The sequence below is a fragment of the Maribacter luteocoastalis genome (assembly GCF_048890225.1).
Taxonomy (GTDB): domain Bacteria; phylum Bacteroidota; class Bacteroidia; order Flavobacteriales; family Flavobacteriaceae; genus Maribacter; species Maribacter luteocoastalis.
Map to the genome: position 1 here is coordinate 110,103 of NZ_JBMFZG010000009.1, position 13,808 is coordinate 123,910.

Here is a 13,808-nt window from a genome sequence, read left to right on the forward strand (position 1 = left end):
GCTCTTGAGTAGCTGCATGCGATAGTCGGTGTTGTTCTGTTGTAGCAAGTAATGTTAACCAGTATCAAATGAAAATATATGCCATTAGCGGATTGGGAGCGGATGAAAGGGTCTTCAAATATTTGACCCTGGACCATGAATTGGTTCCTGTAAAGTGGATTACCCCAAAACATAAGGAACCTATAATAGCATATTCAAAAAGGCTGATAAAGAAATACGGAATTGACAAGGACACTAATTTTGGAATTTTAGGGGTAAGTTTTGGAGGACTCATTGCAACAGAAATCAGTAAATTAACAAAACCTAAGTTCACGATATTAATTTCGTCCATAGAAACAAGAAACGAATTGAACGGAATCATAAAATTAGCTGGCAAATTAAAATTTTTTGAGCTGATTCCTGCAAGACTATTAAATCCACCAAAATGTATTGCTCATATTGTGTTCGGTGCGGAGCGGAAGAAGTTGTTAAATTCCATTTTAAAGGATACCGATTTGCCTTTTGCAAAATGGGCCATTAGAGAGTTGGTAAATTGGGAGAACCGATCACAATTAAAAAATTTGATCAAAATAGGTGGTACAAACGATAAATTACTTCCACCGAAAGGGAGTAATACCATTTTGATTGATAAAGGAGCGCATTTTATGATTGTGGACAGGGCAAAAGAAATAAGTGAAATCATAAACGGAAAAATAAAAGCTTTAAATCCCAACGAATAATACAAACGAGATTTTAACCTAACACAAGTATTTATTATGAAAAAAATAGTTGCCCTACTAATTTTATTGCCCGTACTATCTTTAACCTCCTGTACCGAAGAATGTGATTGTGAAGTTTTGGAAGATGGCACGATAGAATGCCCTTGTTAAATCTAACCCCATAAATTTCTGCGAAAATAGTATTCCTTAATTTTAATGGTGAAAAGAAGTCAACAGCTCTATGGTGATGTTTCCAGATGCCCCCGCTAATTTATCATGGCCCAGACCCGAACGGTGAATACCATAAAAATGAAAATAATCATAACATCTATAGGTACCAGAGGGGATATTGAACCTTTTTTAGCCATAGGCGAATTATTAAAGGAAAAAGGACATACTATAATAGGTTTATTTCCAGAACAGTTTAGAAACCTAACAGAGGATTCTGGCTTTATTTTTGAATCCTTGGGCAGCGAGTTTATTGAAATGCTAAATAGTCCAGCAGGAAGAATTGCAATGGGTGGTGGTAAACTTGGGTTTAAAAAATTAAAGGCATACCTAAAACTTCTTTCAATGCAAAAAGAAATGAGCAAAGGTATGATCTTAAAACAAGAAGCGGTTATTGAAAAGGAACAACCAGATAGGATTGTACATAATGCAAAAGTTATGTACCCTGTTATTTGGGGATTAGAAAATAAGAAAAGTATTTTAATAAGCCCTGTACCCTATTTACATTATGTAAAAGACCATTCGCATGTAGCGTTCAATAAAAACTATCGACCTTTTATAAATAAACTTACGTATCAACTGGCCAATTATGGTTTAATAAAGACAATATCAGGTTCGTTAAAATGGTTATCTACACCTAACCGAATACCTACAAGGGAAATTAAAAAGGCATTGTTTGAAAGTAAGGTCATTTATACCGTGTCCCCATCACTTTTTAAAAGACCCGAATATTGGCGTGAAAACTTTCAAGTTTTAGGATACCACGAAAGAAAGAAAACCAATAATTGGGAGCCAAATCAAGCATTGAAGTCGTTTATAGAGAGGCATCCTAAAGTTATTTTAGTGACGTTTGGTAGCATGGTAAATTCTGACCCGGTAAAGAAAACGAAAATTATTCTTGATGTTTTAGAGCGAAATAATATCCCGGCCATCATTAATACGGCTTCGGGGGGTCTTGTAGAACCAGCGTTGTATGCTAGGTAAAACATACTTTTTGTAAATCGTATTCCTTATGACTGGGTTTTTCCTAAACTGTATGCGGTAATTCATCACGGAGGTTCTGGTACCACCCATACCGCCATTAAATATGGTTGTGCATCAATGATCATTCCACATATAATAGATCAATACGTTTGGAACAAAATAGTCTTTCAAAAAGGATTGGGTCCTTTGGGAATTGATGTAAGCGAAATAAGCGTCAAGAATTTAGAACCCAAAATCATGGATTTATACACCAATACATGGTACAAGGAAAATGCCGAAAAAACCGGATTAGAAATAAGAAATGAATCTTTTAGAACTCAGATGTATAATCTGATAGTGGAATAAGAGCTGATTTCTTTGTAGCTGAACGACCTGTGCTGGTCGTATTCAAAGTAAGTCCATTTTTTTTGGTGGCTGAGCGGAGTCGTAGCCACTAGTAAATTCCGACTCCGCAAAGTCCCTGGATAGTTTTATATATTTTATGGGATTTACGCTAAATAATAAGTAGTAAATCTTTCACGTCGTTGTGCCAGATAGCTATACAGCATATTCTTTATCCACTTGGTCACCCTGCCTTATGGACATTATTTATTTTCTACCCATATGCCTTTATTTGAAACTTACAACCTTTTCATTAATTAATCCAAAAAGATTATTTACAAGTTTTTACATCAATACCTCTGTTACTCCTGGGGTTGGAATAGGGTAAAATCCGTCTGGTCCAGGTACACTTGGTGGGGTACTGTCCCAACTTAGGTCACTTGGCATTAATTGTTTTTCCGAAGCCAAGGCATCCTGCCAGGTAATCACTTTTCCGGAGTAGGTCGCCATTCTTCCCATAATTGCTGTTAGGGTGCTTTTTGCCCCGTTCTCGGTATCGCTGATCACTTCATTGTTCCGTATCGATGCAAACAATTTATCGTGCTCTACTTGATACGGATTTGGGTCGTTACGGTTACGGTAATCAAACATTTTTTCACCGTCCAAACCAATAATACTGGCGGCACCGGCATCGTTCATATCTATGCTGCCTTTTGTTCCTTGAAAATTTTCACCCACCTTGGACCAAGTACCGGGTTGGTGTCGACATTGACTGGCTATGACCGCCCCACTTGGATAGGTAAACTCTACAAAGTGATGGTCAAAGATTTCACCATGATCTTTTCCATTACGCACCAGTCTTCCACCCATGCCTTGGGCCGAAATGGGATATTCGCCAATAAACCAGTTCGCAACATCAATGTTGTGGATATGCTGTTCCAAAATGTGGTCACCACATAACCAATTAAAGTAATACCAATTGCGCATTTGATACTCCAGTTCTGTCTGGTTAGCTTGTCTTGGGCGTACCCAAACACCCCCACTATTCCAATAAACCTGCCCCGAAACTATTTTGCCTACATCACCTTGTTTTATTTTCTCTGCAATGGCCAAATAATTGTTCTGGTAATGGCGCTGTAGGCCCACTACTACGTTTAATTTTTTCTCCTTGGCAATCTTCCCCATTTCCAATACTTTTCTGATTCCTGGAGCATCGGTAGCCACTGGTTTTTCCATGAAAACATGTTTTCCGGCATTAATGGCATATTCAAAGTGGTAGGGCCTAAAACCAGGAGGAGTGGCCAAAATAACTACATCAGCTTGATCAATGGCTTTTTTATAGGCATCCAGTCCCACATATTTATGTGCATCTTTGACATTTATTTTTTTGGTTTCTTGAAATTCCTTTTGGAGGTTCAGTAAGCTTTTGTCTAACTGGTCACCAAATGCGTCTGCCATGGCCACTAATTCTATATGGTCATCTGCCTTTAAGGCTTGGTTGGCGGCACCGGTACCACGACCTCCACAACCTACCACAGCCAACTTTAGTTTCTTGTCGTTAAAAACATTGACCATGGCACTCATTTCCAATCCAGGTAGGAGCATACCTGCACCTACAAGTGCCGAGTTTTTACAAAATCCCCTTCTAGAATTATCAGGGTTTACCTTCGTTTTGTTTTTTGAACTGTTCATCGTTTTTGGTTTTACGGTTACGGGCCTACTCGCCCCAATATTTTTGAATCTCGGTTTCTTTAGGGATATTTTGATCACGTACAATACGGAAGCCTACATAAGGCGCATCTGTATTCCACCATTTACTTTTTGGAAATTGTGGGTCTCGCATCTTCCATTTTTCCATAGATCCTAAACGCGCCGCGCTTCTAAGAAATTCCGCATCGTCGTAGTAAGAACCTCCACGTACAGTACGTGGATATTTTGTAACAGGACGTTCCCATGGTGAATTGGTCACATTAGTCCTGGTTTCAAATGCCTCCGGAAGATATTGATCTAGCGTCCATTCCGCAACATTACCGTGCATATCATAGAGTCCCCAAGCGTTAGGTTGTTTTTGGCCAACTCGGTGATAGGAATCCTCACTATTTTCAAAATACCATGCATATTTGTCTAGTTCTTTTGGATCATTTCCAAAATGGTACGCAGTACTGGTGCCTGCGCGTGCACTGTATTCCCATTCCGCCTCGGTAGGTAGCCGATAAAAATGACCGGTCTTGGCGGAAAGCCATTTGCAAAATTGCGATGCTGCGTACTGTGTAACATTACCAACGGGTAGACCTTTACTCGTACCCATGCCTAAACTCATGTCTACATAAGGTATGGTTGCCCCTGAAACACCATCGACATTTATAGTTACTTCAGATGATATTGATGGATTTTCGATATCATCTATGGCGCGATTCACAAAAAGATTATATAATTCCCAAGTAATTTCGTGGCTAGAAATCCAAAAAGCGTTTAGTTGTACGGTATGGGTTGGGCCTTCATCGCTATTTCTTTTTTCTTCGGTAACTGGACTCCCCATTATAAAAGCGCCAGATGGGATGGCGACCATTTCTATGGCCAAATTAGAACCAGAAATGGTTTGCGTAAAGTCCTCTAACTGGGGTTCTTGCGAAATAGATTTGGCAATACATAAAAACGTTATGCTAAGCAGTAGTTGCTGAGGAATATTCATATCTTAAATATACTATTTTTTTTCAGGTATAAGTTTTAAGAATAAAAGGAGGGTATATCGCTCAAAAATATTTTATAACAGTAAATTTTTAACTTTGGTCACATGAAGGTCACGGAAGCACATAATGAAAGGGTAGCAAAATTGACATTCGCGTCTGTTTATCCGCATTACGTTACAAAGGTTGAGAAAAAGGGTAGGACAAGGAAAGAACTACACCAAGTAATAGAATGGTTAACCGGTTTTGATGACCATGAAATTCAAAAACATATTGATGATAAATCCACCTTTGGGATTTTCTTTGAAAAAGCGAAACTGAATGCGAATGCCCATCTGATTACTGGAGTAATTTGCGGTTATCGAATAGAAGAAATAGAGAATACCTTAACACGACAAGTACGATATTTGGACAAACTGGTGGATGAATTGGCAAAAGGTCGTAAAATGGAAAAAATTTTACGTGTAGGTTGATTGCAAGCGGTGTTAAATCCAAATTAATAGTGGTTAGCAAATACTATTAGTACTCTAACCGTAGTGTTTCAAAAAACCAAAGTATCATAACATTGTATATGGTTATAAAATAGGATTCGATCTGACATGGATATATGATTTTAGAAATTTGGCTCCAAAATGAGAACATTATCAAAACATACCAATCCGATGGTGTCAATTTGATGTAAAACAATGTGTCCCGTTTCAAAAATAGTATAAACTACAAATGGTTCATTAATTTAAAAGGATAAGATGAGTAGTATTAACAACCACATCAATTATGTAGAGTTTAAGGCAAAAGACCTAGAAAAAATAAAGGATTTTTATTCAAAAGCTTTTCATTGGACCTTTACCGATTATGGGCCAACCTACATTGCTTTTTCAGATAGTGGACTTGATGGCGGTTTCGAAAAAACAGATGGTGAAATCATAAATGGTGCGTTGATAGTCTTGTATCATGAAAACCTAGACTGGATAAAAAGCAGCATTTTATCCTCGGGCGGAAAAATCTCAAAGGATATTTTTAGTTTTCCAGGCGGCCGTAGATTTCATTTTAAGGATCCTTCGGGAAATGAACTTGCCGTTTGGTCAGATAAATAAAAGTAGCTTCATCCTACATACATTCAATTTCCAATATCTTCTTAAGGTTATATTGTACTTGATATTGTTATTTGTCATATTAACCCCGTAGCTTTGTACCAGCGAACTAAAAGCTATTCCTATGGCCTCATTTGATGAGTTTAAAATATCCACACCTTTAAGAAATGCGTTGTCAGATTTAGGTTTTGAACAAGCCACACCTATCCAGGAACAGGCGTTCCCCGTGGTAATGAGTGGGAAGGACGTAGTGGGTATTGCCCAAACGGGTACGGGTAAAACATTTGGCTATTTACTGCCTATCATCAACGATTTGCCTTTCTCCAAGGATAAGCATCCAAGAGTTATCATTTTAGTGCCCACACGGGAGTTGGTGGTACAGGTTACAGAAGAGGTGGAGAAGCTGGGTAAATATAGCTCCGTTCGTGTACAAGGGGTTTATGGTGGTACAAACATGAACCGCCAAAAGGAAGCGCTGTCACTCGGGGTAGATATCGTGGTGGGAACTCCCGCAAGGTTATATGATCTGGTATTAACACGTGGACTTCAACTAAAGAATGTAAAAAAATTGGTAATAGATGAGGTAGATGTGATGTTAGACCTAGGTTTTAGGTTTCAGTTGGTCAACATCTTTGAATTGTTGCCCCAGCGAAGACAACATATCATGTTCTCCGCTACCATGACCGAGGATGTAGATGTATTGATCAATGATTTTTTTAAGGGTGTTGAGAAAATTTCAATTGCCGTGAGCGGTACGCCTTTGGAAAATATTGACCAAAGTTGTTACGCCTTGCCTAATTTTTACACCAAGATAAATTTGCTGGTTCATTTGTTACAGGATGAAAAAACATTTCATAAGGTTTTGATCTTTGTTTCCAATAAACGGAGTGCTGATTTGGTGTTTAAGGAGTTGTCTGAGTTTTTCAGCGAGGAAATATGTGTTATTCACTCCAATAAGACCCAAAACTATCGCTTACGATCAATAAATCAGTTCGATTCTGGCAAGAATAGAATTTTAGTAACTACAGATGTGATGTCTAGAGGCTTGGATATGGATGCCATTTCACATGTCATTAATTTTGACACGCCTATTTTTCCAGAAAACTATATGCACAGAATTGGTAGAACGGGTAGGGCGGAGAAGCAAGGTGCTGCCATTTTATTGTATACGCCTACTGAGGAATCCTTTAAAGAGGGCATAGAAGCATTAATGTCTAAAAAAATAGTAAAACTAGAATTACCTGATAGTGTAGAAATAGCTACGCAACTTACTTATGATGAGCAGCCAAAGCATATAGAAAGGGAAAATCCATTAAAACAGAACGAAGACGAACGTGGTGCCGGTTTCCATGAAAAGTCGGAAAAAAACAAGAAACAGAATCAAGGCGGTTCTTACAAGCGTATCATAAGCAAGAAATATTCAAAACCAAAGACACGTGGAGATAAAAACGCAAGTAAGAGGAATAAACGAAAATAGATTTTACCACAAATTAGCTTCATTAGTTTCAGGGATATCACCTGATAAAGACTTATAATACCAGATAAAAAGCCAAAGATTCGGATAAATGGTTTTAGGTTCAAAATTCATTTACCGATAAATTCCTACACCTTATCCGCAAATTTCACCATTACCGAAAATAGCTGTATTTGAGCGACTTGTAACGGGTTATAGCCTGTAACTGGGGTTAACTTTATATAACCCAAATGTTATTTATGAAAGCTCTTTTTACTTTAGTTTTAGTTCTTTTTGTCGGAGTAGCGGCAATTGCACAAAATAAAAATAACAATGATAAAGTTGACACTTTTAAAATGGACGTTGTTTTGGTTACTGGCAGTACTACTGTTATTGGTCAGGAAAAAACTTTGTTTTTTTTGGAAAATAGTGTAACGAGATTATACCGTTATAAAAATTCTAGGGTAAAAAGTGAATTAGGATTTAGAACTTTAAAGAATCGTCCAAAATTGGCATAACTATTGTTCTACATTCTCTGATTAGAAATTAATTAAAAACCAAAAGCTATGTTAGTATTTACACTTTTAGTACCCGTTGCCTTAATTTTCACTTATGTTGTATTGTTTCCAAAAACAAAAGGAACTTTAAAGCCAATTAAAGTCCCAGTTGATACAAAACGTTTCTAGTTTATAAGAAACAAATAGTACACATTTCCTATTATTCCTTGATTCCCGGTTGTTTAATACTATAATCTGATTGTGCTTTGGCATCATCAACTTGTCGTTTAACATCTGCCAACAATGCTTTGGAATCGTAAATAATACCATCTTTTATGGTGTATTTTACACCACCAACACGTACCACCTTATTATCCTCGGTAAGTTTAATGGCTCCAGTACCGTAGAGTACTTTTAAGTTTTGTAAAGGGTTTTCCTCTACCACTACAAAATCTGCCATTTTGCCAATGGCTACAGATCCAATTTTGTCATCCATTCCTAAGGCTTCTGCCCCGTTTAAAGTGGCGGATCTAATTATTTCCAATGGATGAAAACCGGCCTCACGTAATAGTTCCAACTCTCGAATATAAGCGAAGCCATATAATTGAAATATAAACCCAGAGTCGGAACCCGTAGTTACGCGACCACCTCTATTTTTATATTCATTCACAAAGGTCATCCAGAGTGTGTAATTCTTTTTCCAAGCAACTTCTTGTTCCGTTCCCCAATTATGCCAATAGGAACCATGTGATATTTTACTGGGTTGATAAAATTCCCATAAAGAAGGTAATGTATAATCTTCGTGCCACTCTGCCCTTCGTGCCCTTTGCAAATCCCTGCTGGCCTCATAAATATTAAATGTGGGATCAAGCGTGAAATCCAAATCCAATAATTCTTTCATCACTGTGTTCCAATGGTCAGAATAGGGAGCTGCCGCTTGTGACCATAATGTACCGGCATTTTCAAAACGGTCTTGTTCATTTTGATAGTTATAATCCAAAGGATAGTCTTGTACCGTTTTATCATTAAATAAAGCCTCTGGCAACCCGTACCAATGTTCCATGGAGGTTAACCCAGCTCTTGCGGAATGCAATACATTCCACCTGGCTACACTAAGTTGGGCATGATGGCAAGCAGAACCCAAACCAAGTTTTTTGTTCTCATCCAAGGCCGCAGCCATAATCTCTGGTTCAGCACCAAAGAATTTGATGCCGTCTGCACCTTTTTTTGCATTGGCACGTACCCATTCCCTAGCTTGTTCTGGGGTAGAAATTGGAATATCGTTCAATGGGTTAAAGCGATTACTATATTGTCCAAAAGCCGTATAGGCCATAATGCGGGGCGCTATTATTTCGTTATTGGCACTTTTCCGTTTTAAGTCCATAGTAAAATCTACCCCTCTGCCGCTTGGTTCACGTACTGTAGTAATACCGTGGGCCATCCATAGCTTAAATACATAATCGGGTTCTGCACCTTGTGCCGTTCCACCTATATGGCCATGCATATCTATAAACCCAGGTAAAAGGTACATCCCGGTACAATCCAATTCTTTTCCTCCTGGTTTTAATTGCGGTCTTTTTGATTCATTTATGGCTACTCCTGGATAACCAACTACCTTGATATCCTTAATTATATTATTTTCTACTAGAATATCAATTGGACCTTGTGGTGGTGCACCATTACCATTTATTAGCATTACCCCTCTAATGATTAATTGTGAATGAGGTCCGTCTCCTTGAAGGGATTGTGCCGTAAGTGATATGGTAAAAAAGAAGAGTATGTTTAAGAAGAGTATTTTTTTCATAATTTTTTAGCTAGGTTAGTATCCTTTGGAAATTATTCAGGTACATTAATTTTATCCCACAAGAATAGGGCATTTAAGAACAAACGGTTAGTGCCATACCATGACCCCCTGAAATTTGGATTATCAGCAAAAAGAACTACTCTGCCGTTCCCTATTTTACTCACAATTAAGGATGCAGCGGGCTTTAGTTTTTCTTCCATATTCTTTTTCGTGATAAAACCATCAATATGCGGGTCTTTACTATACTTGGCTACGGTTGCATATTCATTTTTACTTGGGGCCAACCATACCGTATTGTTTTTATAAACCGGTATGCTATTATCGTGATAGCCAAAAGCCAAGGGGTGGGTTATATCAATATCAGCCATAACAATTATTCCTCCTATACTTTCCTTATCTATATTTTCCTTAGCATCTACATAAGGTTTTTGTACTACAGTGGCCATACTATCTTTTGTGGCTTCTATAAGCTTTTCTTTAACCAATTTTTTTTCAATAGCCCATTTGCTGGCAGTACCAATGGTAACCAATGTATTTCCTTTACTTACCCAATCCTTAATTTTAGTTTGTTCTTCCTCAGTCAAATCATAACTTCCGGAAACCATAACCAAGGTATTGTATTTGGCTAAATTTGCCCGATTGAAATTTCGTATCGGAATTTTGGTTATGGGCATATGTACTCTGGTGTCCAATAAATGCCAAACTTCCCCAGCTTCATAAGAGCGAACTCCCTCACCAATTAACATAGCAGCTTTTGTTTTTTCTATTGGGGTAATAGATCTACTTCCTAAATCAACTCCTCCTAAGTTAAGTCCAGATTCTATTTTGTAGATGGGAACACTAAATTTCTGTTGTACTTCCTGTAACAATTTAAAGACAGTATCCGAATCTTTCTTTTGAAGACTAGCAGGGATCATTACCGCCCCATAATTGAAATTTTTTGCAGAAGTACCGATTTTAGCTGTGAATGGTTTGGCTGCAGACGAAGCTACTATTCCTCCTTTTTGTAATGCATACAGTGCAGCTGGGGCATTATAGTCATCCCAATCCAAAATATAAGCGTAATTTGATTTTTGTACCGGATCAACCTTTACCAGATTTTCTGTACTTGTTATTTTTTCACCTAAATTAATGGTACCACTCAGAGGTTTGTACTTCATGTTATAAAAGTTGGCAACGGACCAAGCTGATGCATCATAATATACACTATCACGATATTTCTCATAGGTCTCAAACATGGTTTGCACCATTCTATATTGTGGTTGTTTAGTGGGAACTATGAATTTTTCACCAGATTTATAAACTTCTATTTTGTGGAGCAATAACTTGTCTATAAAAGCCTTCGTCCTATTTTGATCATAGGCATCTTCAAAGACATAAGCCTTAATTTTGCTTTTAGTGGCATTAGACAAAGCACTTTTAAAGAAGTCTTGCTGATATTTGCGCATATATGCTTTATTGTTTACCGCGGTCTTTACAGTCGTTATACTTGATGTGTATTGGTTTCTGATGGTGAATGCAAACGTAATTTCTCCAAAAGCTGTAGTTTGTCTATGTCCGCGAGAGCTAGCTTGTTCAAATAAAAGACCTAGACCACCCTGTAAATCTGGGTAGGAAGAACCGTAACCAGGGTAAGTGCCATCATAAGCTTCTTTAGTGAAGTATAATGAACCAATACTATCCAGTGCCTTTGCAAACTCATTGCCAAATAGTGTATTTAAATCCTCATAATTTTCTTTAGGCATAATTGGGTTCAAGGAACCGTTGGTTTTCATGGGTTCAAAAAAATAGGTGCTTTGCGATCCCATCTCATGAAAATCGGTTACTACATTAGGATACCATTCGTGGTACCATTTTAATTTCCCTCTACTTTCTGGGTTAATAGCCAACAACCAATCACGGTTTAGATCAAACCAATAATGATTTGTACGCCCCTTAGGCCAATATTCATTATGTTCCGCATCTTGTGGATCCGCTACTTCTGGGGAACCTTGATACGTGTTTGCCCATTGTGCATGCCTGTCCCTACCGTCAGGGTTAATAGTTGGGTCGATAAAGATAACAGCATCTTTTAAGTAAGTTAAAATTTGTGGATTATTTGAGGCTGCTAACGTATATGCAGTTAAAAGCGCTGCCTCTGAGCTTGATGGTTCATTACCATGAACGTTGTATGCCAAGTTGATGAATATAGGAACATCGTCATAATTTGAAACCGATTTGACAGGGTCTGTAAATGCCAAATGTGATTGTTTGATGGTCTCTAGATTTTTTAAATTTTCTGGTGTAGTTAGTGTGAGCATGACCAGCTTTCTACCTTCATGTGTTTTTCCATAATAGTGTAGGGTTGCCCTGTCAGATACATCGGCCAATTTTTCTAAATAAGCGACTATAAGATCATGTCGTGTATGATGGTCCCCAATACCGTAACCTAAAAATTCTTCTGGAGATGGTATATTTTCGTTAAAGGGATGGAATTGTTTGAAAAAATAATCTTGACCGTAAATGGTCGTGCCACACAACACTAGTGTAAGCAAAAGCTTCTTGAACATGTAAGGGTATTTTGAATTAGTCCCTTAAATATAGACATAATCCAATTAGAGATTTCTTCAATAGACCATATTCATTGATCAATTATCAACTTGATAAAAACTAGGGGTACATTTTATGCAACAGGTGATAACTGCTGTTTAATTTCTTGAAACGTTATAATGTAATTGGTGCCTTTTTTACTATTGTCCCTTTGAATAGTTCCTTTTAATTGTCTTGTTAGATTGTATATAAGCTTTAACCCAAGTGATTTGGTATTCTTATAAGTAACCGATTCTGGGAAACCAACACCATTATCACCAATATTTAGTACATATTGCTTATCCAATTCCTTTTTTAGGGCAATGTATATCTCACCTTCTTCTTCATCTGAAAATCCATATTTTAAGGCATTGGTTACTGCCTCGTTAATGAGTAGGCCTAATGGGATGGCAGTGTCTATTCCTAGTTTGATCTCAGGAATATCAATCTTAAGATTTACCTTACTATCTACCCCTTTTATAGAACGTATCAGATATTCACTCAGTTCCTGAACGTAAGATTTATACTCTATTTGGCTAATATCATTTCTCATGTAAAGCATTTCATGTACCATGGCCATGGATATAACCCTGTTCTGTGTGCTTTTTAACATGTTCTTCATTTTAAGCTCGGCAATATTTCTAGATTGAAGACTTAACAAGCTAGAAACGGTTTGTAAGTTGTTTTTTACCCGATGGTGTACTTCTTTTATCAAGGTTTCCTTTTCATGCATTTGTACGGTAAGTTCTTTTTTGGATTTATACAGTAAATGATGTGTCCTTAACAAATTCTTACCAAAAATATTACCCAATAGGTATAGCGAAAATAGTACGGATAACAAACTAAAAATACTTCTTGATGGTGCTGGAATTACATTTTCTGTAATACTTAATTCAGGAAAATTTTGGGTAAATATTAAAAGGACCAATACAAAAATCACATTGAGATAGATCTTACCATATTTTCGTGTGGTTACATAACCAGCAAAGACAATAAGTCCTAGCATAAATATAAATGGGCTATTGATGCCGCCGCTATAAACGGTTATTGTAAAGGCACTTAACAGGGCCATTATAGAGGTTATGTTATACGTTAAGACTAAATTTTTATGCTTTTTAAAAAGTATAGTATTCACAAAATTAAAAACCCCATACAGTATTAAAACATGGGGAATAATCTCTTTTATGTTAAGTAGGGATAAACAGATAAAACCAAATATAAATGAGAAAGCACTGGTTACATAATTAACCTTAAGTAGCAGTTTTATCTTATCCCTTAGTCGTTCTTCTTCTATTTGAAAATCCGGCATAACAATTATTTAGGTACTGGTATTCACGTAATTCAGTATTGTAAAGCTACTTATGTTTTTAGCATAATGCTAGATTTTTTTTAAGAACATATCACAAATTATTAATCGTACAGCTTTTTAGGACGTAAATCTGTTAGATTATCGGTTATTAATCCCTAACTGGCTGCA

The 13,808-nt window shown here is 37.2% G+C and carries 12 protein-coding genes; 7 read left to right on the forward strand and 5 right to left on the reverse strand.

Annotation, left to right across the window (positions count from 1 at the left end; genetic code table 11):
- Positions 1 to 68: 68 nt before the first annotated feature.
- The 3 genes from ACOCEA_RS15480 (at position 69) to ACOCEA_RS15490 (ending at position 2,255) form a co-directional block, all read left to right on the forward strand.
- Complete coding sequence (locus ACOCEA_RS15480; RefSeq protein ID WP_420757173.1) at positions 69 to 719, forward strand: alpha/beta hydrolase; 651 nt, start codon at positions 69 to 71, stop codon at positions 717 to 719.
- Positions 720 to 1,007: 288 nt separating this feature from the next.
- Positions 1,008 to 1,910: a glycosyltransferase gene (locus ACOCEA_RS15485; protein ID WP_420757174.1), complete on the forward strand. Its 903-nt coding sequence runs from the start codon at positions 1,008 to 1,010 to the stop codon at positions 1,908 to 1,910.
- A gap of 3 nt (positions 1,911 to 1,913) precedes the next feature.
- A complete protein-coding gene (locus ACOCEA_RS15490; RefSeq protein WP_420757257.1) occupies positions 1,914 to 2,255 on the forward strand; it encodes a glycosyltransferase in 342 nt (113 codons plus the stop codon).
- 321 nt (positions 2,256 to 2,576) lie between these two features.
- Here ACOCEA_RS15490 and ACOCEA_RS15495 read toward each other — a convergent pair whose 3' ends face one another.
- A complete protein-coding gene (locus tag ACOCEA_RS15495; RefSeq protein ID WP_420757175.1) occupies positions 2,577 to 3,923 on the reverse strand; it encodes a Gfo/Idh/MocA family protein in 1,347 nt (448 codons plus the stop codon).
- A gap of 25 nt (positions 3,924 to 3,948) precedes the next feature.
- Positions 3,949 to 4,923: a formylglycine-generating enzyme family protein gene (locus tag ACOCEA_RS15500; protein ID WP_420757176.1), complete on the reverse strand. Its 975-nt coding sequence runs from the start codon at positions 4,921 to 4,923 to the stop codon at positions 3,949 to 3,951.
- A 102-nt stretch (positions 4,924 to 5,025) separates the two neighbouring features.
- Between ACOCEA_RS15500 and ACOCEA_RS15505 the strand changes: the two genes are divergently transcribed.
- From ACOCEA_RS15505 to ACOCEA_RS15520, 4 genes are all read left to right on the forward strand, one after another.
- A complete protein-coding gene (locus ACOCEA_RS15505) occupies positions 5,026 to 5,391 on the forward strand; it encodes a DUF2200 domain-containing protein (protein ID WP_420757177.1) in 366 nt (121 codons plus the stop codon).
- Positions 5,392 to 5,664: 273 nt separating this feature from the next.
- Positions 5,665 to 6,012 carry a VOC family protein gene (locus tag ACOCEA_RS15510; protein WP_420757178.1) on the forward strand — a complete coding sequence of 116 codons (348 nt, stop codon included), beginning with the start codon at positions 5,665 to 5,667 and terminating at the stop codon, positions 6,010 to 6,012.
- 121 nt (positions 6,013 to 6,133) lie between these two features.
- Complete coding sequence (locus ACOCEA_RS15515) at positions 6,134 to 7,486, forward strand: DEAD/DEAH box helicase (protein ID WP_420757179.1); 1,353 nt, start codon at positions 6,134 to 6,136, stop codon at positions 7,484 to 7,486.
- A gap of 236 nt (positions 7,487 to 7,722) precedes the next feature.
- Complete coding sequence (locus tag ACOCEA_RS15520; RefSeq protein WP_420757180.1) at positions 7,723 to 7,980, forward strand: hypothetical protein; 258 nt, start codon at positions 7,723 to 7,725, stop codon at positions 7,978 to 7,980.
- 199 nt (positions 7,981 to 8,179) lie between these two features.
- Here ACOCEA_RS15520 and ACOCEA_RS15525 read toward each other — a convergent pair whose 3' ends face one another.
- The 3 genes from ACOCEA_RS15525 to ACOCEA_RS15535 all read right to left on the reverse strand — a co-directional run bounded on the left by ACOCEA_RS15525 (position 8,180) and on the right by ACOCEA_RS15535 (position 13,640).
- Positions 8,180 to 9,763: an amidohydrolase family protein gene (locus ACOCEA_RS15525; RefSeq protein WP_420757181.1), complete on the reverse strand. Its 1,584-nt coding sequence runs from the start codon at positions 9,761 to 9,763 to the stop codon at positions 8,180 to 8,182.
- A 32-nt stretch (positions 9,764 to 9,795) separates the two neighbouring features.
- Positions 9,796 to 12,312 (reverse strand): M14 metallopeptidase family protein, encoded by a 2,517-nt coding sequence (locus ACOCEA_RS15530; RefSeq protein ID WP_420757182.1) that lies wholly within the window; start codon positions 12,310 to 12,312, stop codon positions 9,796 to 9,798.
- A gap of 113 nt (positions 12,313 to 12,425) precedes the next feature.
- On the reverse strand, positions 12,426 to 13,640 hold the full coding sequence (locus ACOCEA_RS15535; RefSeq protein ID WP_420757183.1) for a sensor histidine kinase: 1,215 nt from the start codon (positions 13,638 to 13,640) through the stop codon (positions 12,426 to 12,428).
- Positions 13,641 to 13,808 lie beyond the last annotated feature (168 nt).